General features: G+C 69.2%; 18 protein-coding genes and 2 pseudogenes. 13 read left to right on the plus strand and 7 right to left on the minus strand.

The features are described 5' to 3' along the window. Positions 1-8: 8 nt before the first annotated feature. The 3 genes from ABD357_RS09120 to ABD357_RS09130 all read right to left on the minus strand — a co-directional run bounded on the left by ABD357_RS09120 (position 9) and on the right by ABD357_RS09130 (position 4,923). Positions 9-1,811: a S8 family peptidase gene (locus tag ABD357_RS09120; RefSeq protein WP_344388867.1), complete on the minus strand. Its 1,803-nt coding sequence runs from the start codon at positions 1,809-1,811 to the stop codon at positions 9-11. A 592-nt stretch (positions 1,812-2,403) separates the two neighbouring features. Beyond that, a complete protein-coding gene (locus tag ABD357_RS09125; RefSeq protein WP_344388868.1) occupies positions 2,404-4,173 on the minus strand; it encodes an ABC transporter ATP-binding protein in 1,770 nt (589 codons plus the stop codon). Between the two features lie 219 nt (positions 4,174-4,392). Continuing rightward, entirely contained in the window at positions 4,393-4,923 is a 531-nt protein-coding gene (locus ABD357_RS09130) for an ATP-binding protein (protein ID WP_344388870.1), read from the minus strand. Between the two features lie 241 nt (positions 4,924-5,164). On the opposite strand from ABD357_RS09130, the gene ABD357_RS09135 reads away from it, so the two are divergent. The 4 genes from ABD357_RS09135 (at position 5,165) to ABD357_RS09150 (ending at position 10,474) form a co-directional block, all read left to right on the plus strand. Beyond that, positions 5,165-6,040, plus strand: coding sequence for a helix-turn-helix domain-containing protein (locus tag ABD357_RS09135; protein WP_344388871.1), 876 nt, complete (start codon positions 5,165-5,167; stop codon positions 6,038-6,040). Positions 6,041-6,068: 28 nt separating this feature from the next. After that, complete coding sequence (locus ABD357_RS09140) at positions 6,069-6,281, plus strand: DUF397 domain-containing protein (protein ID WP_344389034.1); 213 nt, start codon at positions 6,069-6,071, stop codon at positions 6,279-6,281. A 130-nt stretch (positions 6,282-6,411) separates the two neighbouring features. Continuing rightward, the gene (locus ABD357_RS09145; protein ID WP_344388872.1) at positions 6,412-7,227 is read left to right on the plus strand and encodes an SAM-dependent methyltransferase; all 816 of its coding nucleotides are present in this window, start codon (positions 6,412-6,414) and stop codon (positions 7,225-7,227) included. A 145-nt stretch (positions 7,228-7,372) separates the two neighbouring features. Further along, complete coding sequence (locus tag ABD357_RS09150) at positions 7,373-10,474, plus strand: beta-N-acetylglucosaminidase domain-containing protein (protein ID WP_344388873.1); 3,102 nt, start codon at positions 7,373-7,375, stop codon at positions 10,472-10,474. A gap of 6 nt (positions 10,475-10,480) precedes the next feature. Here ABD357_RS09150 and ABD357_RS44585 read toward each other — a convergent pair. Further along, positions 10,481-10,630 (minus strand): annotated as a pseudogene (locus tag ABD357_RS44585) (sugar isomerase); the annotation flags it as partial. Between the two features lie 133 nt (positions 10,631-10,763). Here ABD357_RS44585 and ABD357_RS09160 point away from each other — a divergent pair. The 3 genes and pseudogenes from ABD357_RS09160 to ABD357_RS09170 all read left to right on the plus strand — a co-directional run. Next, a pseudogene (locus ABD357_RS09160) lies at positions 10,764-10,967 on the plus strand (DUF6879 family protein); the annotation flags it as partial. Between the two features lie 7 nt (positions 10,968-10,974). Next, positions 10,975-11,829, plus strand: a complete 855-nt coding sequence (locus tag ABD357_RS09165; protein WP_344388875.1) for a helix-turn-helix domain-containing protein — start codon at positions 10,975-10,977, stop codon at positions 11,827-11,829. A gap of 14 nt (positions 11,830-11,843) precedes the next feature. Beyond that, entirely contained in the window at positions 11,844-12,017 is a 174-nt protein-coding gene (locus ABD357_RS09170) for a DUF397 domain-containing protein (RefSeq protein WP_344388876.1), read from the plus strand. Positions 12,018-12,499: 482 nt separating this feature from the next. Here the strand turns inward: ABD357_RS09170 and ABD357_RS09175 are convergent, their stop codons facing one another. Further along, positions 12,500-13,099, minus strand: coding sequence for a hypothetical protein (locus ABD357_RS09175; protein WP_344389037.1), 600 nt, complete (start codon positions 13,097-13,099; stop codon positions 12,500-12,502). Between the two features lie 288 nt (positions 13,100-13,387). Beyond that, positions 13,388-13,831, minus strand: coding sequence for a hypothetical protein (locus ABD357_RS09180; protein WP_344388878.1), 444 nt, complete (start codon positions 13,829-13,831; stop codon positions 13,388-13,390). Positions 13,832-14,109: 278 nt separating this feature from the next. Here ABD357_RS09180 and ABD357_RS09185 point away from each other — a divergent pair, with 278 nt between their 5' ends. From ABD357_RS09185 to ABD357_RS09195, 3 genes are all read left to right on the plus strand, one after another. After that, the gene (locus ABD357_RS09185; RefSeq protein WP_344388879.1) at positions 14,110-15,078 is read left to right on the plus strand and encodes an AraC-like ligand-binding domain-containing protein; all 969 of its coding nucleotides are present in this window, start codon (positions 14,110-14,112) and stop codon (positions 15,076-15,078) included. 76 nt (positions 15,079-15,154) lie between these two features. Further along, positions 15,155-15,451 (plus strand): Scr1 family TA system antitoxin-like transcriptional regulator, encoded by a 297-nt coding sequence (locus ABD357_RS09190; protein ID WP_344388880.1) that lies wholly within the window; start codon positions 15,155-15,157, stop codon positions 15,449-15,451. Further along, positions 15,448-15,657 (plus strand): DUF397 domain-containing protein, encoded by a 210-nt coding sequence (locus ABD357_RS09195; protein WP_344388881.1) that lies wholly within the window; start codon positions 15,448-15,450, stop codon positions 15,655-15,657. Before ABD357_RS09190 ends, ABD357_RS09195 begins: the two co-directional genes overlap by 4 nt. A 110-nt stretch (positions 15,658-15,767) precedes the next feature. On the opposite strand, the gene ABD357_RS09200 is transcribed toward ABD357_RS09195, so the two are convergent. Further along, positions 15,768-16,532, minus strand: a complete 765-nt coding sequence (locus ABD357_RS09200; RefSeq protein WP_425584787.1) for a sugar isomerase domain-containing protein — start codon at positions 16,530-16,532, stop codon at positions 15,768-15,770. 242 nt (positions 16,533-16,774) lie between these two features. Between ABD357_RS09200 and ABD357_RS09205 the strand changes: the two genes are divergently transcribed. The 3 genes from ABD357_RS09205 to ABD357_RS09215 all read left to right on the plus strand — a co-directional run bounded on the left by ABD357_RS09205 (position 16,775) and on the right by ABD357_RS09215 (position 22,849). Beyond that, the gene (locus tag ABD357_RS09205) at positions 16,775-17,659 is read left to right on the plus strand and encodes a MurR/RpiR family transcriptional regulator (RefSeq protein ID WP_344388883.1); all 885 of its coding nucleotides are present in this window, start codon (positions 16,775-16,777) and stop codon (positions 17,657-17,659) included. A gap of 232 nt (positions 17,660-17,891) precedes the next feature. Next, entirely contained in the window at positions 17,892-22,184 is a 4,293-nt protein-coding gene (locus tag ABD357_RS09210; RefSeq protein WP_344388884.1) for a glycoside hydrolase family 38 N-terminal domain-containing protein, read from the plus strand. Next, entirely contained in the window at positions 22,181-22,849 is a 669-nt protein-coding gene (locus ABD357_RS09215; protein ID WP_344388885.1) for a peptidyl-prolyl cis-trans isomerase, read from the plus strand. Before ABD357_RS09210 ends, ABD357_RS09215 begins: the two co-directional genes overlap by 4 nt. Positions 22,850-22,997: the final 148 nt, after the last annotated feature.

Genomic DNA, 22,997 nt, shown 5'->3' on the forward strand with positions numbered 1-22,997 from the left:
ATGGCCCTTCAGAAGGTCAGTTTCCAGCTGTTGAGCCTGCCGGTGTCGGCGGAGGCGACATCCTGGACGCGGAGCTTCCACGTGCCGTTGGCGGTCTCGCTGGAGGCGTTGACCGTGTAGGTGGTCTTGATGTCGTCGGCCGAGTCCGAACTGCTGGACTTGAGGCGGTACGCCGTCCCGTCCGGGGCGATGAGGTCGAGCACCAGGTCACCGCGGTAGGTGTGGGTGATGTCGACGCCGACCTGGAGTGCCGAGGGCGCGGTGCCCGTCCGGCCGGTGACGGCGATCGGGGACTCCACGGCCGAGCCGTTGTCCGGGATGGACAGGGCAGAGGTGCTGGTGAAGGTGGTGCCCCCCGTGGAGCCGTCGGTCCCGCTCACCGCCTGCACCGTCTTGGCCGCGTCCGCCAGACCCGCACCACAGCCGCCCGAGCAAGTACCGGGCAGAGCACGCGAGTTGGTCTTGATCGCGGACTCGATCTGGGCCGGGGTGAGTGAGGACTTCGCCGACTTGGCCAGCGCCGCGAGGCCCGCGATGTGCGGGGCGGCCATGCTGGTGCCCTGGTAGTAGGCGTACGACTCCGAAGACGGGCCCTGCGCACCGGAGTTCAGCGTGGACAGGATGCCGTTGGCGGTGGTGGTCCTGGTCTCGCCGCCGGGGGCCGCGATGTCCACGGTCGAACCGAAGTTGGAGTAGTAGGTCCTGGAGCCGGCGCGGTTGAGCGCGGCCACGGAGATGACGTTGTTGCAGCTCGCCGGGGAGTAGTTGGCGGCGTTGGCGTTGCTGTTGCCCGCCGCGACGACGACCGTGGTGCCGCGGTTCACGGCGTTGTTGATCGCGGTCTGGGTGGCGCTGGTGCAGGCGCCGCCACCGCCGAGGCTCATGTTGATGACCTTGGCGACGTTGGTGTTGGCGGGCACGCCGGAGACGGTGCCGCCGGACGCCCAGGTGATGGCGTCGATGATGTCGGAGTCGTAGCCGCCGCACTTGCCGAGGACGCGCACCGGGGAGATCTTCGCGTTGTACGCGATGCCGGCGACGCCCTTGCCGTTGTTGGTGGCGGCGGCGATGGTGCCCGCGACGTGGGTGCCGTGCCAGGAGGAGCTCTGGCCCGCCGACTGCCCGCACTCGCCGGCCGCGTACCAGTCGCCCGGGTCGGCCGGGTTGCTGTCGCGGCCGTTGCCGTCGACCGCGACCGCGGGGTCGGCGATGAAGTCGTAGCCGCCGACGATGTTCGCGGCGAGGTCGGAGTGGGTGACGTAGCCGGTGTCGATCACGGCGACGGTGACGCCGCTGCCCGTGGTGGTGTCCCAGGCGCCCGGTACGCGCATGCCCGCGGTGGTCTCGAACAGGTCCCACTGCTTGCTGTACTCGGTGTCGTTCGGGTCCGCGAGGGGCTTGTTGAGGCGGTCCGGTACGACGTACGCGACCTGCGGGTCGGCCTGGTACTCGGCGACGACGTCGGCGACCGCGGCCTTGCTGAGCTTCTTGCCCAGGTCGACGAGCGCGGCGCCGGTGCCGAGGCGGCGCTGGAAGTCGAGGTCCTCGCCCGCGTCCTTGCCCTTGGCCTCGGCGTCTTCGGCGGCGTCCTTGTTCGACTTGGCCTCACTGGCGCCGGACTTGTAGCCGACGATCAGCCGCTCGGCGGGGGCGGCCACGGCGGAGGCTGCGGCCGTGGCCTGCTCGGCGGCGGCAGCCTTGGTCTGCCCGGTGGGGACGGCGGCGGCCGAGGTGGCGGCGCCTGCCAGCAGCGTCGCGGATATCGCGGTGACGGATATCAGGGTCCGTCTCGCAGAGCGTGAAGTACGCAAGAGTGTGTGCCTTTCGGGGGCCGGCTCCGGGGCGAGCGCCCAGCGCGACGCAACGGAGCAGCGTTCGAATCGCTTCGTCGTCGAAGCGGCGGGGGGTGCGATCGAAAACACGGGGGCGATCGGAAAGACGCGGTGGCCGGCCAGGCGCGAGCGACCCTTATGGGGGTGACCCATGGGTCAGCTGTGTTCGAACAATAGGCGGGGCCGCGATCCTCCGGATACGGGGAAAACCCTCGATCAGCGCTCGGGATCCCCCTGCGGACCGCCCAGTCGAGGACCGGAAGAGACCGCTTTCCCCCGCTCGGTCCGCTCTCGTCCGGCCCTTCCGCGCGGACGGCAGGAGCTGCGAGCCGAGGTCCAGTCAGGTCCAGCCTTACCCGGCGTTGGCCCCTCGCTGAAGGATGCGTTCCATGAACTCGCCGCGCCTGCACCCACCCGCGGGGCTGTATCAATATGCGGCTCCGCCGCGATTGGGTCCCCCGCTCATGGGGGTCCCCCGCTCATGGGGGTCCCCCGCTCGAGCGAAGCCGAGAGTGGGGAGCGACAAGCCACAACGGACCCGCAGCTTCGAACCGTCCTCCCAGCGGAGCGCTTAGGCGTCGGCCGACGCGAGGAACTGGGTGGCGGCGAGTTCGGCGTAGAGCGGGTCGGCGGTCACGAGTTCGCGGTGGGTGCCGACGGCTCGTACCTCGCCCGCGTCCATGACGACTATGCGGTCGGCCATGGTGACCGTGGACAGCCGGTGCGCGACGACCAACACCGTGGTCGTACGGGCGACATCTGCGACGGTGTCGCGCAGCGCCGCTTCGTTGACCGCGTCGAGCTGGCTGGTGGCCTCGTCGAGCAGCAGCAGACGGGGCCGTCTCAGCAGAGCGCGGGCTATGGCGACCCGCTGGCGCTCGCCACCGGAGAGCTTGGTGCCGCGGTGACCGACAAGGGTGTCCAGGCCGTTCGGCAGCCGGTCGACGAGACCGTCGAGACGGGTGGTCTTCAGCGCACGGAGCAGATCGTCCTCCCCGGCGTCGGGATTGCCGAGCACGAGGTTGTCGCGGAGGCTGCCGGAGAGAACGGGCGCGTCCTGCTCCACATACCCGATGGCGGAGCGGAGCCTGGACACATCCCAGTGCGCGAGGTCCTGGCCGTCCAGGGTTATCCGGCCCTCTCCAGGGTCGTAGAACCGCTCGATGAGGGAGAAGACGGTGGTCTTGCCCGCGCCGGACGGCCCGACGAAGGCGGTCATGCCGCGCGGCGGGACGGTGAAGGTCACGCCGTGGTGGACGTACGGCAGGTCGTCGGCGTACCGGAAGCGGACGTTCTCGAAGGCGACCGCGGCGGGTTCGGCGCCGGGGCTGGGCAGTGGCGCGGGTTCGGTCGCCGGCTCGGCGGGCAGTTGCCGGGCCTCCTCGATCCGGGCCAGGGCCGCCGCACCGGTCTGGTACTGCGCGACGGCGCCGACGACCTGCTGGATCGGCGACATCAGATAGAAGACGAACAGCAGGAAGGCGACCAGCGTGCCGATGTCGATGGCACCCGTCGCGACCCGCGCCCCGCCCACCGCGAGCACGGTGATGAACGCTACCTGAATCGACAGACCGGCCGTGTTCCCGGCCAGCGCCGACCACTTGGCGGCCTTCACGCTCTGCCGCCACGACTCCTGGGCGGCGGCATGCACGGCCTGCTCCTCACGGTGCTCGGCCCCGGACGCCTTGACGGTACGCAGCGCGCCCAGGATCCGCTCCAGTGCGGCACCCATCGCACCGACCGCGTTCTGCGCCTGTCTGCTGGCCCGGTTGATACGGGGCACGATCACCCCGATCACCACGCTCGCGCCGACCACCACGCCCAGGGTGACGGCGAACAGCACCGGGTCGACCAGACCCATCATCACCAGCGTGGCGAGCAGGGTCAGTCCGCCCGTACCGATACCGACCAGCGAATCCGTGGTGACCTCGCGCAGCAGTGTGGTGTCGGAGGTGATCCGGGCCATCAGATCGCCGGGTTCGCTCCGGTCGACGGCGGCGATACGCAGCCGCAGCAGATGCGACACCAGCGCGCGCCGCGCCCCGAGCACCACCGATTCGGCGGTGTACCGCAGTACGTAGCCGCCCAGCGCGCCGATCGCGGCATTGGCGACCACGAGTGCGGACATCGCCAGCAACGCCCCGGTGATGGCCCGGTCGTGCTGCAGATCGTCGATCAGCCCGCGGGCAACCAACGGCAGCGCGAGCCCGGTGGCCCCGGTGATCAATGACAGAACTGCTCCGCCCAGCAGCGCCCAGCGATGCGGCCGCACATAGCCGAGGAGCAGCCGCCACGGCGGCACGACCCTCGACACAGACGCCTCGGTATCCGACACCGACACGGCACTCCCCCCATTCCCCGTCCCCATCCAGCCAAGGTACGGCACGGGTCTGACACGACATGGGGGTATGGAGGGGTGCCCCGCCCTCAGGCCGGCCGCACGTCCTGCCACACCAGCCGGTGGGCAGGTCTCCGGAGGCGTACTGCTGCTAGGGGCGCTGCTGGCGCTGGACGGCTGACGGGCGGTCTGGAAGTCGGGGCAGTCGGGGCACCAGCTGATTCACGTCCAGGACGGATCGGCTGCATGGGCGTCGGCCGATCCGTCCTGGGGCTCTGGTACCGCCGGCGGTGTCGTCGCCTCCATCGACTCCGCAGGCAGTTCGGCCCAGACGATGCGGCCGGACCCGTGGGGTGCGTCCCGGACGCCCCAGTCGCTGCTCAGCATGTCGACGAGCAGAAGCCCGCGACCACCTTGGTCGTCGGGCTTCGGCTGTCTGCACGCGGGGAGCGTACGGCTGCGGTTCTGGTCCTCGACCTCGACATGGAGCCGGTCCCCCGAGGTGCGGAGTCTGCACACGATCAGATCGCTCTCCGTGTGCGTGAGCGCGTTGGTGACCAGCTCGGAGGTGACCAGCACGGCGTTGTCACAGGTCTCGCGGCTGATGCCCCACTCGCTCAGCAGCAGCCGCACGTTCCTGCGGGCCTCGGCCACCGAGACGGGGATGGCGGGCAGGCCGAACACGCCTGCTTTGTGGAGGAGTTCGTCACCGGAAAGTCGGCCCAGGGACTGAGGGAAGGAGGGCGAAACCATCGCCGTACGCCTTTCGTCTGCAGAGCACAACACTCCGAGTTGCGGCCCTTGATCCCCCAACTGGGCTACATCGCCCCTTCGTTCACCGTCCCGGGGCGTACGACCACTGTGACACCTGCCAACAACGTCCCGCAACCAGCAAGTTGAAAATTGCAATTTGTAGGGCGCAGGCCGCCCCAGTCGCCGATGATCGTGACAGACTGCGATGCGTTGGCCCGGACTACGGGTGAGGAGGTAAGGCGTGACCTCGGAAACCGACTGGGGCGGCGCGCCTTCCGTCCTGCGCATGATCCTCGGCAGGCAGCTCGAGGAGCTGCGCAACCGGGCCGGCCTGACGTACGAGCAGGCGGCCACGGCGATCGGGGTGAGCCACTCCACGATCCGCCGGATGGAGTCCGCCAAGGTGGCCCGGCTCAGGCTCGCGGACGCCGAGAAGCTGCTCCAGGTCTACGGCGTCAAGGACCAGCAGGAGATCGACACCTTCCTGAAGTCGGTCCGCGAGGCCAACAAGCGCGGCTGGTGGCACACCTACCGTGACGTACTGCCCGACTGGTTCGCCGCGTATCTGAGCCTGGAACAGGCGGCGTTGCAGATCCGGGCGTACGAGGCGCAGTTCGTGCACGGACTGCTGCAGACCGAGGCGTACGCGCGTGCCCTGCTCGGCGCGGGCAATCCGCACGCTTCGGAGGAGGCGACGGAGCGCCGGGTTGCGCTGCGTATGCAGCGCCAGGAACTGCTGTCCCGTCCGAACCCGCCCCGTGTGTGGATCGTGATGGACGAGACGGTGCTGAGGTGGCCGGTCGGAGGACCCGAGGTGATGCGCGCCCAGGTCGACCACCTGATCACGCTGAACGCGCTGCCCCATGTGACGGTACAGATCATGCCGTTCAGCAACGGTCCGCATCCGGCGATGCGGGCCGGCGCCTTCCATCTCTTCCGGTTCAGGGCCAGGGAGTTGCCCGACATCGTGTATCTCAGCGGCCTGGTGGGCGCTGTGTATCTCGACAAGGCCGACGACGTCCTGGTCTATCGCGAGGCCCTGGACCGGCTGGGCGCCCAGTCGACGCCCGCCAGCAGGACCGAGGCTTTCCTCGGTGCGATACGCAAGGAGCTCTGACGTGCACCACCACCACATACGCAACGGCATGCCGGCCCGTGATCTCGGCGCGCATGACTGGCACAAGCCGTGGAGCGACGACGCGGGCGGCGCCTGCCTCGAAGTGAAGAAGCTGGGCGACGGAAGGGTGGCGGTGCGTCAGTCCACCGACCCTGCCGGTCCGGCGCTGGTCTTCACCGACCGCGAGATCACGAGCTTCCTGACGGGCGTGAAGGCGGGCGACGCCGACTTCCTGCTCTGATCAACCCCGGGCCTCAAACACCCCTGTCTGAAGCACCCTGTCTCAAACACCTCAGTCCGAAGCACCTCCGTCTGAATCACCTCCGACTGAATCACCCTTGCTGACCTACGACTTGATAGGAGGGGCCGCGTTGTCCGACAACGGATGGCCTGCCGACCGAATCGACACCGAGAGCGCGCACTCCGCGCGTATCTACGACTACATCCTCGGCGGAAAGGACTACTACCCCGCCGACAAGGAAGCGGGCGACGCCATGTCGCGCGAGTGGCCCGCCCTGCCGATCCACATGCGGGCCAATCGCGACTGGATGAACCGTGCCGTGCGCTGGCTGGCCAAGGACGCCGGGATACGCCAGTTCCTCGACATCGGTACCGGCATCCCCACCTCCCCCAACCTCCACGAGATCGCCCAGTCGGTGGCCCCCGAGTCCCGCGTCGTCTACGTGGACAACGACCCCATCGTCCTCACCCTCTCCCAGGGCCTGCTGGCCAGCACGCCCGAGGGGAAGACGTCGTACATCGAGGCCGACTTCCAGCACCCCGAGGCCATCCTCGACTCCGCCGAGTTCCGCGACACCCTCGACCTCTCCAAGCCGGTCGCGCTGACGGTCATCGCGATCGTCCACTTCGTCCTCGACGAGGACGACGCGGTAGGCATCGTCCGCCGCCTCCTCGAACCGCTCCCCTCCGGCAGCTACCTCGCGATGTCCATCGGCACCGCCGAGTTCGCACCCGAGGAGGTGGGCCGGGTCGCGCGCGAGTACGCGGCGCGCAACATGCCCATGCGGCTGCGTACGTTCCCGGAGGCCGAGGAGTTCTTCGAGGGCCTCGAACTGGTCGAGCCGGGCATCACGCAGGTACACAAGTGGCATCCGGACGGCACCGATTCGGAGCCCATCCGGGACGAGGACATCGCGATGTACGGGGCGGTGGCTCGCAAGCCCTGAGCCAGTCCCTGTCCCGGCCACAGGCACCGTTGAATGTCCTATTCAGCATCTCTAGCATCACTCGGTGGGTCCATTCACCCACCGAGGAGATCCCGTGCTCTCAGCCACTCGTGTCAGAGGTAGGAGACGGACGCGGCGACCGGCGATGCTGGTCGCCGCGCTGCTGACGGCCGCGGGGGTGCCGGCCCCGCCGTCGTCGTCCGCGGCGGAGCGGCCGCCGAGCGCCGTTCCGAAGGTGTGGCCGACTCCCCAGAACATGAAGGCCGGTTCGGGTCGACTCACCGTCCCCGACCGGGTCGTGGAGGTCGTCGGCCCTCGGACCGACCCGTCGGCCCGAGGGCTCGTCGAGTCCGTTCTGCGCGATGCCGGAGCCGACAAGATCATCACCGTGAGCGACGGTGACAAGCCCCCCGCCGCCGGGCTCACGGTCTACGTGGGCGGCCCGGACGAGAGCGGCGCCACCGGGAAGGCACTGAAACGGCTGGGCGCCGAGCCGCCGACCGGCCTGGCTTCGGGCGGTTACGTCCTGGCGTCCGGGCGCAAGGACGGACGGGCCCTCGTCGCCTTGTCCGGCGTCGACACCACCGGCACGTTCTACGCGGCCCAGACCCTGCGCCAGCTCGTCACCAAGACGCGCGGATCGCGTTCCGTACTCCCCGAAGTGGCCGTGCGGGACTGGCCGGCAGCCGCGCTGCGCGGGGTCATCGAGGGTTTCTACGGGACTCCCTGGTCGCACGCCGAACGGCTGAACCAGCTGGACTTCTACGGCCGTACGAAGCAGAACGTCTACGTCTACTCGCCCAAGGACGACCCGTACCTGCGGGCGAAGTGGCGCGACGCCTACCCGTCCGCCGAACTGGCCCGGATCGAAGAGCTGGTGGACCGGGCCGACGCCAACCACGTCCGCTTCACCTACGCCCTGTCGCCGGGACTGTCGGTCTGCTACTCCTCGGGCGCCGACATCAAGGCCCTCACCGCCAAGTTCGACTCGCTGTACGACATCGGCGTGCGTTCCTTCGCGATCCCGCTCGACGACATCAGCTACACGAAGTGGAACTGCGACGCCGACGAGAAGGAGTTCGGCACCGGTGGCGGCGCGGCGGGCACGGCACAGGCCCAGCTGCTCAACCAGGTGTGGCAGGACTTCTCCGCCACGCACTCCGGGCTGCAACCGCTGGAAATGGTCCCCACCGAGTACTCCGACCTCGCCGACTCCCCCTATAAGAAGGCGCTCCGGGAGAAGCTGGACCCTTCCGTGGTGGTGGAGTGGACCGGCGTCGGCGTGATCGCGCCGACCATCACCGCCGACCAGGTCGAGCAGGCCCGCAAGGTGTACGGCCACCCGATCCTGATCTGGGACAACTACCCGGTCAACGACTACGTCACCAGCCGCCTGCTCCTGGGCCCCTACACCGGACGCGAACCCGCAGTGGCCGCGGCGGCAACCGGAGTGACCGCCAACCCCATGGTCCAGGGCGAGGCGAGCCGGATCGCCCTGTTCACCTCCGCCGACTACCTCTGGAACCCGGACGCCTACGACCCCCGTACGTCCTTCCTCGCCTCCGTCCGCGACCTCGGCGGACCCGCGGCGGCGAAATGGCTGCGGATCTTCGCCGAGAACAACTACTCCTCGCAGCTCGACGCGACCGAATCGCCCACGCTCACCCCGCTCATCGACGCCTTCCGCAAGGCGTACGAGCAGGACAGCGGCCTCGACCAGGCCGCCGAGGCGCTCAGGGCGTACTTCTCCGACATGGCCGCCACGCCCCGCGAACTGCGCGCCCGGCTCGACAACTCCGGCTTCCTGACGGAGACATCCGCCTGGCTGGACAAGCTCGGCCGCTACGGCACAGCGGGACAGACGGCCGTGGACCTGCTCCTGGCGAACAAGCGGGGCGACGCCGACGCGGTCGCCACGTACTGGAAGAAGCTCAGGGCCGAACGCAAGGAGCTGGACGCGATTCCCCAGCAGGTCTCGCCGGGAGTGATGGACCAGTTCCTCTACACGACGGTGGTCGAGAACGCGCCCGCCCCCGGCGTCGACATCTCCTTCGATCCCGGTTCCCTCGCCCTGAAGCCCGGCACGACCGAGACGGTGACCCTGGCTCTGACCGACAGGCGGTCCACGTCCGCCCGGACGGTCTCCTGGAAGCTCGACGTGCCCGACGGCGTAACCGCCGCACCCGACGAGGGCACCCTGACCGTCCCCGCCGGAGGCAGCGCCTCCACCACCGTCACCTTCACGGCGCGGGACGGCGCCGCAGACGGGGTCCGCTCCGTCGTGGCGACGGGCTCGGCGGACGGCACGGCCGTCCTGGACCGGGCGATCCCGGTCCAGGTCGGTGACGGCACGGGCACGCCCCGGGCGCTGACGGCCAACTTCAGCGGCGCTTCGGTCAGTTCGATCGACCTGGACTCCGGGAAGAACACCGACATCTCGGTGGGCGACAACCCCGGTGAGGTGATCCTCAGCGCGGACGGGCGTACCGCCTACGCCGCCAACCAGGGCTCGAACTCGGTCAGCGTCATCGATGTGGCGCGCGGCACGGTCACCGCCACGGTCACCGTGGGGCGCGTTCCCGCCGGGCTCGCGCTCACGCCGGACGGCCGTACGCTCTGGGTCGCCAACTACTCCGACAACACGGTCCAACCGGTGGACACCGCCGACCTCCAGGCGGGCACCCCCGTCCCGGTCGGCTCCGGCCCGGAGAACATGGCGATCACGCCTGACGCCAGAACGCTGTACGTGGCCGACATCCACGACAACACCGTCACGCCGATCGACCTGGCCACCCAGAAGGCCGGTGCTCCCATCCCGGTCGGCCCCCGCCCCTTCAACGTGGTGGCCGCACCCGACGGCAGGACGGTGTACGTGTCCAACTCCGGTGGTTCGACGGTCACTCCGATCGACACGGCCACCAACGAAACCGAGCCGACGCTCCTGGTCTCCGGCCAGGCCTACGGTCTCGCCCTGTCCCCGGACGGACGGACCTTGTGGGTCAGCCCCAGTACCGGCGACACCGTCACCCCCGTCGACACGGTCACCGGCGCCCCCGGCACCACGATCAAGGTCGGCAGGTCCGCCTTCGACGTCGCCCTGGACTGGAACGGAGCCAAGGCCTACGTCACCACCGCCGACGGAAACGTCCTGGTACCGGTCGACACCTCGTCGGGCACCACCGGGTCGCCTCTGGCCACCGGCGCCTATCCGCTCGCGGTGGCGCTCACACCCGTACCGGTGGAGTAGCCGGCGTCAGCTCGCGGTGCGGCGGATGCGCCCGGCGTAGTGCTTCTCCAGCTCCAGGTTGCTTTCGAAGCCGCCGGGGACGTCGGCCGAGACGTACACCGGTGGACGGCGGCGGCCGGCGGCGAGGAAGAGGAGGGAGGCCACCTCGGCGACGGCATCCGTGCCCGGGCCGCCCCGCTCACCAGCGGTGCGAGCCCGGCGAGGCGGATCGGTGGCTCTGCCATGACGGCGGGCAGCAGCCGCATGCGATACGCCTCACGCTGTGCCCGGGACGTGAAGGTGGGCCCCTTCGCCCCACCAGCCTTCCCGCTCAGTCAACGGCAACGACTGGTGGCTGTACGACGATCGGCTTCTTGCCGTGGGCCACTTCGACTCTGAGGGCCGCGTGCTTGGCTCAGAGGTAGTCGAAGACCCGGACACCGTGGCCGAGTGCGTCCACCTGCGCAACCTTCTCTGGACCGTTGCCGTCCCGCACCCCGAGTACAAGCCATAACCGTTCCGTGAGCTCACAAGTAGAAGAGGCACTGCAAGCGCTGGGTGCCCGGCTGCGCGGTTTCCGCAAGGACGCCGGATTCTCCAGCGGCCGGGCATTCGCGCATGCCACCGCGTGGCAGGAGTCCAAGGTCTCCCGCATCGAGAACGGCAAACAGCGCCCCAGCGAGGACGACATCCGTGTCTGGTGCGAGGCCACGGGCCAGGGCGACCAGCTCGGCGACCTGATCGCGATAGTCCGTCACGTTGACGAGCTGTGGCTTGAGATGCGGCGGCTACTTCAGACAGGCGCGGAGAAGCGACAGCAACAAGCCATTCCGGTGTACGGCAAGACCAAGGTGTTCCGCATCTGGCACCCCACGGTCGTCTGGGGAACGCTTCAGACGTCGGAGTACGCTTCCGAGGTCTTCAAACAGGTCGTCAGCTACTACGGGATTCCCGACGACGCCGAAGCGGCAGTGGCGAAGCGGCTTGAACGTCAGCAGTACCTGTACCAGGGCGACCGCATCTTCAATGTCCTGCTCGGCGAACAGGCCCTCTACACCAACTTCGGGGGCCCGGAAGTGATGAAGGGCCAGCTTGACCGCCTCCTGGCCGTGGTGAGGCTTCCCCGCCTCAGCCTGGGCATCGTCCGCCGGTCCGCGCCGACCGCAATCTGGCCTGGCAACTCGTTCTCGATGTTCGATGAGAAGCTCGTCCTCGTTGAGACCTACTCTGCGGAACTCTCCGTATCCCAACCCAGAGAGATCGAGATGTACGCCAAGGCCTTTGCCCTCTTGCAGCAGTCAGCGGTCTACGGAGCCGCTGTCCGAGACCTCATCCTCAATGCCATCCAACACTTCGGCCGCATGCCAACCGACTAGGGGGCTCTGCCTTGATGATTGAACCCAACTGGCGTACCAGCTCCTACACGAGGTCCGACAGCTGCGTCGAAGTAGCAGACAACGACCCTGAGAAGGTCATGATCCGTGACACGAAAGACCGCAGCCGGGGCAACCTGAGTGTGCAGCCGGCAGCATGGGCTGAATTCGTGGAGTTCAGCAAGAAATAGGGCGGATTTCGGCGGCGGCTGCTCGAATCCCTCCGGGCGGCAGCCCGGACAGCAGTCCGGTGGTGACAATTCCGGCGGCCGATGACCGAGACCCGAACATGCTGAGTCGCATCTTCCTCAACGGTGCCTATCTGGCTTGATGGTGCGGCAACGTCCTTGCTCTGCTGGGGGACGACGACGCATAGAAAATTTCAGTTCGCAGAACCGCTCTCTGCCTGTGATGGCACCTCGGTGTTCTCCCCTAGGAGGGTGGCGGACTGGGTAGCCAATTGTTTGTACCCAGCCACCACGATGCTGCGCCAGGAGTAAATGACGGCCCCGCTGCGGAGCAGCCCCACTATTGCCACCACTGGAACGTGAGCGCCGGTATCACTGAGCGATTTCCAACCTCATGTTGATGCGTGAGGACGGCCTTCACGACGTCGGTGATTCGGTTGGTGCTGCAGCGGTCGGGCCGGCGAGGTACAGGCCGGCGCAGATTCTCAGTTGGTCCAGACGACCGGGCTGTCGCGGTACGCGTCGCCCTCGTCGAACGAGGCGCCGATGATGGGCGAGCTTTTCGTGGCGCTGAGCGCGCAGGTCTCGTACGACGCACCCTCGGTGGTGAACTCGGTGGGCGCGCTCTCGCGGTCGCACTTGCCCGGGATGTCACCGAACAGTACGACGCCCGTCCCGGCGCCACCTTCCAGCACACCGTCCAGCTTCAGCGACGCGTAGGACAGGTCGGTGCCGCCGACGTTCTCCACCTTCATCTTGATGAAGTAGGGCGTCATTCCCTTGGCCTTCTCACCGAAGGCGGCCATGTCGGCCTCGGCGCCCTTCTCGATCGCCGTGACGGTTACGGCGATGGTGCCCTTCTTCTCGCTCGTGTACTCGAAGGGCAGGACAGCCCTGTCGCCGACCTTGAGTTCCGTGCCCGGCGCGGTGACGTCACCCTCGGCCGGCGCGGCACTGTCGTCGCCGCTGTCGGCAGCCGGGCTCTCGCTGCTCGGCGCGGACGAGGCCGGGGCTGACGCCGCCGGCGAATCCTGCGCCACCGGCCCTCCCTCGTCGCCGGCGCAGGCCGAAAGCCCGAGCCCCATGGTGGCCAGAGCAGCCGCGAACACGATACGTCCCTTGTGCACTACTACTACCTCACTGGTAACGAGAGCTGTCCGATACGGCAGCTTTGAACGGTCGATGGTTTCGAGAAATGACCGACCACACAGCCGGACATGCCAGAGCGGCTTCCCGACGCGTTTCGTCGTCGACGCGCACAGTGAGCCTCTTCCATCCTCGGCCTGAGCTGGCGTGATGCAGGCAGAGGATGGCCTGGACAAGGCTCGTGATGCGGGTGTGTGACGCCCCGTGAGACGGACGCGTTCGGCGGGTCAGTCGCAGAGATGGCCCCACGCGTGGTTGGGACGCCAGGTCTTCTCGCCGGAGGACGCACCCTTCCAACTGAAAGTCGCCACCACGCTGAAACTCTCCCGTGGCCGGCTGCACGGGTTGACGGTGCTGGTGCCGGCCAAGTCCTCGGTGCCATGCCAGCCGTCGTAATCCTTCGCGGAGCGCACCGTCACCCAGTCGCTGCTGCTGGTGCGCAGAAGCTTCACGTTGGTGACCTTGACCTGGTAGCTGCCGCCACCGGCGACGTCGGTGATCTTCGCCCGCGCTCGGAAGGTGTCGGCGGTCTCGTCCCACCAGACGGTGGCGCAGCGCTTGACCTGGGTGCCGTAGCACTCCCAATCGCTTGCTGCGGATGCGGACGACGGGGTGATGACGATCGACGCACCAAGCGCCGCGGCGACCAACGCGCCGGTAGTGCGGAACATGTGACTCCCCCTTCTCTGGCCTCGCCCATGGACCTTAGGGTCATCGGGGGCTTCGGACTTTGTCATCCGTGCAGGGAACTTTGTCAGTGGTGCACCACCTCAAGGTGGCGCCGCATCAGGTGAAGGTCCTGCGCGTGCCCGTCGAAGCCGTTGCACAGCGAGAGGGAATCCCGCCAGACTGATGTCGGGAACTGTCCGTGTCGAGGGGGACTTGTGGGGGAACGGGCCGAGGTACTGTCAGGCCGGCTCGGTGACCGACGCAGACGAGGGTCTGCCTCATGAGCCCGGTCCTGGACACCGCGTTCATACCGCCGCGGGACCGAGAGGAAGTGGTCCGCAACGCGGTGTGGAAATCCATGGTGGCGGTCGATATCGACCACCGTCCCGTGGCTGAGGACATCTCCGTTCGCATAGGGCTCGGCACCGTGGGACCCATCAGGATCTGTTCGGCGCGGGCGACCGCGGTCGCCCTCCGTCGCACGGAGCGGCTCGCTCGGGAGGACGAGGAGCCGGCCGTCACTCTCGGTGTTCAGATGACGGGCAGCAGCGTGGTGGTGCAGAACGGTCGCGAGTGCCTGCTGAGGCCGGGGGAATTCGCCGTCTACGAATCGATCGCTCCCTACACACATCTCTTCGACGAGGGAGTCGACTACCGCTTCATCCGTTTCCCCCGCGCGGCACTCGCGCTCCCCGACCGGTTGCTCCGCGACATCACCGCGGTCCCGCTGGGATCCGACAACCCCGTTGCGCGCCTCGCCTTCACCTACTTCTCCCAACTGGCCGTCACCGACGAATTGCACCAGGGCGTGCACGCCGACGCCGTCGTGGACCCGAGCATCGAACTCCTCCGTGCCGTCCTGACGTCCCAGCACTGCAACTCCAGCCTGGCCAGAGCACCGTTGGAGGCGACACTCAGCCTGCGGATCACTCAATACCTCCGGGAGCATCTGGCTGATCCCGATCTGTCGGCGGCACGGATCGCCGCCGCACACGGCATCTCCGTACGTCATCTCTACGCGGTGCTGTCCCGGTCGGGCATCAGCCTCGGAGACTGGATCCGTACACGCCGCCTGGCCGCATGCCGACGAGAGCTGGCCGGCCCGAACGGGCGGCTGCGGACCATCGCAGCGATAGGACGAAGGTGGGGCTTCGTGGACGCGACGCACTTCAGCAAGGTGTTCAAACAGGCATACGGAATCTCGCCTCGGGCCTGGCGCGACCAGAACCACCCCCGCTCCTTGGCGTGATGGCCTCCGCGCGGCCGCGTTTCGCGTGACCGGCCATGCACGGCCTGGGGCTGCTGGTCAGGCGACCAGTGCCACCATGCGTGAGCAACTCCGACGGCTCCTCGACGTGTCGGAAATGCCGAACGTCACCGTGCAGTTGATGCCGCTGAACTCCACCGCGCACCCCGGTGTGGTGGGCGGCTTCACCCTGACCGGATTTCCCCAACCCATGCCGTCAGTAGTGCTCTTGGAAAACCTCAGCGGCGCGACGTACGTTGAGGGCGACGACGCGACGCCCTTCGCCAAGGCCTTCGAACGCATCCGTGCGACGGCGCTTCCCGTGGAGGACTCGCTCGCGAGGATCGCCGAGTTGGAAGAGGGCCACCGGAAGTGACCGACCCCAAGGCTGAGCTGTACGCACGTGACCTCACCGGGGCGATATGGCGGAAGGCTTCCGCCAGCGGCGCGGAACACGACTGCGTCGAGATCGCCGACAACATCCCCACCCTCGTGCCGGTCCGCGACAGCAAGCGTCCTACCGGCCCAGTGATCACCTTCACCTCCCACGCCTGGCGCACCTTCATCGCCCACCTGCGCTGAACCCGACGCCCCCCAGAGACCCAACGCGGGGCGATCACCCCCGCCGAGCCCGACCTCGGCGCCGGAACCCTCGAGCGAGGCCGTTGCCGCGGGTGCCGTGCCGTTCCGGCTCAGCTCGCGGTGCGGCGGATGCGCCCCGCGTAGTGCTTCTCCAGTTCCAGGTTGCTCTCGAAGCCGCCGGGGACGTTGGCCGAGACGTAGACCGGTGGGCGGTGGCCGGCGGTCAAGAGGAGCGAGGTCGCCTCGGCGACGGCCATCTGGACCAGCATCACGCCGGTGAGTGTGGACAGGGCGCATACGGCGCCGCCGTCGGGGAGTTCGAGGAGGGCGTCGCCGGGTGGGGCGGCGTTGTCGAGGACGACGTCGGCGAGGTCGGCGAGCTTCTTGCCGCTGGGGTGGGCGGCGGGGACGGCGCGGGTGTGGGCGACCGAGGTGATGGCCAGGAGGCGGTGGCCTTGTTCCTTGGCGTGCAGGGCCATCTCCACGATCACGTTGTTCACGCCGGAGTTGGAGATGATGACGAAGAGGTCCTCGGGGCGTGGGGCGGCGAGGTCGTAAATCCGTCGGGCGACACCGGACTTGCGCTCCAGAAGCGGGTCGTCGAGGACGCCGGGGTCCTCGCCGCCGTACAGGACGAGGTCGGCGATGCTCAGCCGGTTGGTGGGCACCAGGCCGCCGGCGCGGCCCGCGACCTCCAGGACGATGGCCTGGGAATGCCCGGTACCGAAGGCCTGGATGACGCCGTCCGCGCTCACGCAGTCGGCGATCAACTCGGCGGCACGCCGCACCTCGCCGCGCGCGGACCCGGTGACCCGTTCAAGGACAGCCAGGCTCTCGCGCGCGAAGCCGTCGGCGCTCACGGAGCCGCCGTTCACGGACTCGACAGACAAGGGGGACTCCCCACCGGTGGCTGAAACCACCATCGCATGCATCCGTACGTGAATGAATAAAACACACCTCTCGATCAGCGGGCAACCACGGGCAACATCCGCAGTCGCATCCCGATCACATCCACCGCAGCGTCCACTCACAGCCCCGTACCCGCCGGTCCTGAATTTCAAGAACCGAGTTGTACGGTGGCTGTTACCTTCTCAGCGGCCAGTTTCAAGGAGATCGGATGCCCCCGACGGACGTCACCTCACTCATCCGCACCGAGCTGCCCCGGCTGGCCGGCTCCCTGCGGAAGGTGGGCGAGCTGATCCTGGAGGATCCGGCGAGCGTCACGCACGCCTCGGCCGCCGAGCTGGGCCGCAGGACCGGGACCTCGCAGGCGACGGTGACCCGTTTCTGCCGCGCCATCGGGCTCGACTCGTACCAGCATCTGCTGATCGAACTCGCCCAGGAACGCGGGCGCGGCGAGGCCTCCGACTGGGGCAGCGCCGAGATCGGCCCGGACATCTCCCCGGACGACGACCTCGAACGCGTTGTCCAGGTCGTGGGCAGCGCCGACCTGCGCGCGGTGCAGCAGACCATCGACCGGATCGACCTCGACGCGATGGAACGCGCGGCCCAGGCCGTCGCCCGCGCCCGCCGCATCGACGTCTACGGCGTCGGCGGCAGCGGCGCGGTGGCACAGGAGACCGAGACCCGGCTGTTCCGCATCGGCTGCTCGGTGCGCGGCTGGACCGAGGTGCACGCCGCGGCCACCTCCGCGGCCCTGCTCACCCCGGCGGACGTCGCCATCGGCATCTCACACTCCGGATCGACGCGGGAAACCCTCGAGCCCTTCGAACTGGCCAAGCAGCGCGGCGCCACCACCGTGGCGATCACCTCCGACCCCCGCTCACCGCTCGCCCGCGCCGCCGACATCCGTCTCATCTCCGCCACCACGGAGACCAGCTTCCGCACCGGCAGCATCGGCGGCCGCCACTCGGTGCTGGTGCTCATCGACTGCCTGTACGTACGGGTCGCCCAGCTCTCCTACCAGCGGGCGAGCGCGTCGCTGGCGCTGACCGACCACATCACGCCGCAGCATGCCGTGAAGTCCCGCCGCAGCCGCTAGGCGCTCCGCTGGGCAGTGATTTTGGCTGCGGGTCCCTGGGGGCTGATCGCGCCCGCGCGGCGGAGCCGCAAATCGATACAGCCCCGCGCCCCTTATGGGGCGCGGTACTGCACCGGAGGTCGCGCAGGCACCCCCTGCATGGATAAACCACCAACAACGCGCATGCATGGTTGTTTGAACCAACCTCCCGGTGTCAGGATGTGGCTCCGCCGAGCCCCCTCGTAGGAGACCCATGCGCGTCACCTCTGTCGAGTCGACCGAGCTCTTCGTCGGAACCACCGAGCAGCCGCGCCAAGTGGTCGCCGTCGAGCTGAGCCACCTCCCCGGCCGGACCGTACGCCTCACGGTCGAGGGACCCGGCGTTACCGGGGCGACCGAGGCCACCACCGCCGAGGACGGCACCGTACGCGCCGACATCCCCGTGGTCACCGAACTCCCCGTCGGCGAACGGCGCGAGATCACGGTGACAGCCGCCGACGGAGAGCAAGGAGACCAAGGAGACCAACTCGCCCACCACGCCGGTGAGTTCACGGTCGCCGAGCCCGGCTGGACCATGTTCATGGTCAGCCACTTCCACTACGACCCCGTCTGGTGGAACACCCAGGCCGCGTACACCGAGACCTGGGACGTCGCCGACGACCCCGCGACGAGCGGACTCCCGGCCCGTACCTTCGACTCGCGCGGCCAGTCCGGGATGAGCTTGGTGCGGGCCCACTGCGACCTGGCGCGGCGCGATCCGGCGTACACCTTCGTGCTCGCGGAGATCGACTACCTCAAGCCGTACTGGGACGCCTACCCGGAGGAGCGCGCCTTTCTGCGCGAACTGATCCGCACCGGTCGCGTGGAGATCATGGGCGGTACGTACAACGAGCCCAACACCAACCTCACCGGCGCCGAGGCGACCGTACGCAACGCCGTGTACGGCGACGGCTTCCAGCGAGCCATCATGGGCGCGTCCCCCGAAACCGCCTGGCAGCTGGACGCCTTCGGGCACGATCCCCAGTTTCCCGGGCTGATGGCGGACGCGGGGCTGAGCTCCAGCTCATGGGCACGCGGGCCCTTCCACCAGTGGGGTCCGACGCTGTCCGTCTTCGGGGAGGAGCCGCGGGATCCGAACCGGATGCAGTTCCCGGCGGAGTTCTCCTGGATCGCTCCCTCGGGGCGCGGGCTGCTGACCGCGTACATGGTCAACCACTACGGGGCGGGCTGGGCGATCGACAACGCGCCCACCCTGCCCAAGGCCGAGCAGGCCGCGTACAAGCTGTTCAAGGGGCTCAAGCAGGTGGCGCTCACGCGCAATGTGCTGCTGCCGGTCGGAGGGGACTACGCGCCGCCGTGCCGTTGGGTGATGGACATCCACCGGGACTGGAACGCCCGTTACGTCTGGCCCCGCTTCGTCAGCGCGATCCCGAGAGACTTCTTCGCCGCCGTACGGGCGCAACTCGACGAGGAAGGCCGCAAGGCCTCGCCGCAGACGCGGGACATGAACCCCGTCTACACCGGCAAGGACGTCTCGTACATCGACACCAAGCAGGCGCAGCGGTACGGGGAGACGCTGCTCGCCGACGCGGAGGCGTGGGCCACGCTCGCTTCGATGGTCACCGGGCATCCATATCCGGACGCGGCGCTCGACAAGGCGTGGCGGCAGCTGGTCTACGGCGCCCATCACGACGCCATCACCGGCTCCGAGTCCGACCAGGTCTATATAGACCTGCTGACGGGCTGGCGGGAGTTGTGCGACCTGGCCGGGACGGTGCACGCCGACGCGACCGACGCACTGGCCCGACGGGTCGCCCAACTCCCCGGCGGCGCTGCGGACTTGGTCGTCTTCAACTCCGCGACCCGGGAGCGGCGGGACGTGCTCTCTGTGGCCGACCCGGGTCTCGTACCGCTCGACGACACGGGTCTGCCGCTGCCCGCCGTACGCGACGACGACGGCCAACTCCGCGTCGTCGTACCGCAGGTGCCGGGCATGGGCCTGCGCGCCCTGCCACTCGCCGAGGGCTCCGTGGCCGGGTGGACGCCGGGCGAGGGAACCACCATCCGCAACGACTTCTACGAGGTGACCGTCGATCCGGCGCGCGGCGGGGGCGTCAGCCGGTTGCGCGCGATGGCGGAGGGCGGCCGGGATCTGCTGCGCGCCGGGGACATCGGCAACGAGCTGGTCGTGCAGGAGGAGTACCCGAGGCATCCGCGTTTCGGCGAGGGCCCCTGGCATCTCACCCCGACCGGTACGACCGTCGCCCGCAGCCGCGAGGTGACCGCCGACGTACGGGTCGAACACTCGCCCGCCGGATCCCGTGTCACGGTCACCGCGGACCTCGGCCTCTTCCGCTACACCCAGCGGCTGTGCCTCTGGGAGGGGATCGCGCGACTCGACGTGTCCACCACCATCGACGGTTACGACGGCGCCGACCGGCTCATCCGCGTGCGGTGGCCGTCGGACGTGCGGGGTGGGCTGCCTGTGCATGAGGTGGCGGACGCGGTGATCGGGCGCGGGTTCGGGTTCGTGGACGTCGACAGCGAGCAGTTCCCCTGGACGTTGGACAATCCGGCCAACACTTGGTTCGGGCTTGGCTCCACCGCACGGACCGAACTCCGGGACGACGCGGGCACGTTGCTCGGGCACCGGGCGATCGGGGTCGCCGAGTTGATCTACGGCTCCTGGGAGGAGGCCGGCGAGCTCGGGGCCCCGCTCGCTGCGGCCCTCGTCCGCGCCGGCGTCACGGCGACTTCGACGGTCGCGGACGGTCCTCGGTACGGCGACCTGGAGGTCGACTCCAACCTCCCCGACATCCGTATCGCCGTCGGCGCCCCCGACCGCAACGCTGTGGTCGCCGAGGCGCTGGGCTGGGACCCGGCCGCCGGGCGCGAGCTGCGGCGGCAACTGGCCGAGCGGGGTGTGGCGGCGGTGTGGGTCGCGCCGCGCGCGGGGCTGCGCGAGGAGTGGGTGCCGGGGGCGGACCTCCGTGACCTGGAGCGGCTGCCGCTGCTCGTGGTGGCGGGCGCCCGCCCCGAGGACGACGCGAAGGCGGTCGCCGAGCTGGTGACCGACCTGGAGGAGGCGACGGTACGGGCCACCGCGGCGGGCGGTGGTGAGGCCCTGCCACCGGGTGACGCCTGGGACGGCCGCAGCTTCGCCGTCCTCAACCGCGGCACGCCGGGCTGCGTGGTGACCTCCTCCGGCGACCTCTACATGTCCCTGATGCGCTCCTGCACCGGCTGGCCCTCGGGCATCTGGATCGACCCGCCCCGCCGCACCACCCCCGACGGCTCGTCCTTCCAGCTCCAGCGCTGGTCCCACACCTTCGAGTACGCGGTGATGGGCGGCGAGGGCGACTGGCGCGAACTGCAACTCCCGCAGGCGGGCCATGAGTTCAACCATCCGCTCACGGCGCGGTTGCGTGCGGCTGCCGGCCAGACGGCGGGCGCCCCCGTACTCGCGAGGCGGACGGCTCTGCTGGCGCTCGAGCCGGAGGGCCAAGTACTCCTCGACGCCCTCAAGCCGCTCGGCTCCCCGCTGGCGCGGGGCAGCGTGACACCGGCCGACCCGGCGCGTGGGGTCGCGGTGCGCATGCACGAGGTGTCGGGCCGGCCGGTGCCGGCGCGGGTGCGCGGGCCGTTGCCTTGGACGGGCGGCTCGCGGGCCGACGTTCTGGAGACGCCGGGGGAGCCACTGGTCCTGGAGGGCGGTGTCCTCGGTGTCGGGCTGACCGGGTTCGAGGTCGCCACGATCCTGGCGACGCCCGGGGACGGCTCCCCCGGCTCGACGCAGGGGCCCGGGATCGCCGCGTACGAACCCGCCGAACCCGTCCCGACCCGGTACTGGCTGCACAACTGCGGGCCCGCGCCGCGCGGGAACATGCCCGTGACCGTGTACGTCTCGCCGAGTGCGCTCACCGTCGACGGGCAGCCCGTCACCGCCACCGTGCGGGTCGCCTCGGAGCTCACCGACGCACCCGTGTCGGGCGACGTGACCCTGCACGTACCGCCCGGCTGGCTCGCCGAGCCCGACCGGCTGCCGTACGCGCTGGGGCCCGGTGGATTCACCCTCGCGGAGTGCACGGTGACACCCGCCCCTGATGCCGTACCCGGCCGGCACTGGCTCGCGGCACGGCTGTCGTACGGCGGGCAGGTGTACGAGGATGTCGTGGCCCTCGATGTGCCAGGCGCGGTTCAGGAGGGCGAGCCGGACGGGCGTACCGGTCCAACTCTCGTGGCGCAGTTGGGAGTTGAGTGGATCCGGGTGCGCAGGGGTGAGCGGACACGGGTTCCGGTGAGCGTGCGCAACACGACCCGTGGTCCGATCAATGGCACCCTGTGGGCCGTTTCCTCGTGGGGCACTTGGCCGGGTGTGGATCCCGGCTGCCAAGGGTTCGCCGTGGCGCCCGGGGAGCAGGTGGAGTGCGTCATCGAGGTGGACGGCGGGGCGGTGCCGCCGGGCTCGTACTGGCTGCTGGCGAAGGTCGCCTGGCACGGCAACGTCGCCTACACCGAGGCCGTTCCGCTGGAGGTGACCCCGTGACGGGGCACGCACATGCAAATCCGCGCGCGCGTCCGCCCCATGGTGCCGCCGCCCTGGTGCACGGCGAACCGCTCGCCGAGGAGCGCGTGGACGCCCTGCTGGAAGCCGTACCGCCGCGTGACCGCGAGGCGCGTCCCGAGGGCCTGGCGCGTGCGGAGCGGCAGCGTCGGCGGTGGGCGACCCAGGTGGCCGTCGCGGACGAGCTGGCGCAACGCGCCTGCGCCGAGCGGGGGTTGAGCCCTCCCGACGAACCCGCGTCGCACCACCAGGTGCTCGCCGTGGCCGAGGCCGACGTCGCCGGACTCGGCAGCATCGTCGCAGTGGTACTCGCCTACTCCCCCGCTGCACGCACGCTGCTCGCCAGTCTCACCGACGAGCAGGACATCCCCGAAGCGGCGGTACGGGACTACTACGACCGCAACCGGGACCGCTTCCTCACCCCGGAGGCCCTGCGGCGAGGGGTCGACCCCTTCGGTGGGGCGGCGCCTGCCGACTTCCTGCCGTACCGGCGGGTGCGGGAGGGCATCGCCCGCGAGCTGCGACGGGCGGCGGGCCGTCGTGCCTTCTTCGCCTGGCTCGACGGGGCTCGTACCGGCGTCGTGTACGCCGTCGGCCACGAGCACCCGGGCGACCCCTCGCACCCGGACCACGAGCACCGGCACTGACCGGCATCGGGCGTCGGGAACAAGTACCGGTCCCGACCCCGAGCCGGAACCCAAAAGCAACACGTCGCCCCATTGACCTCCGATGAATTTTGGTCCACATTTTCATCAATCAGTGTCCAAGTTGGTGAATTGAACCAGCGGCTGAACC

Origin of the sequence: Streptomyces vastus (genome assembly GCF_039532825.1) — a bacterium.
GTDB classification, from domain to species: domain Bacteria; phylum Actinomycetota; class Actinomycetes; order Streptomycetales; family Streptomycetaceae; genus Streptomyces; species Streptomyces vastus.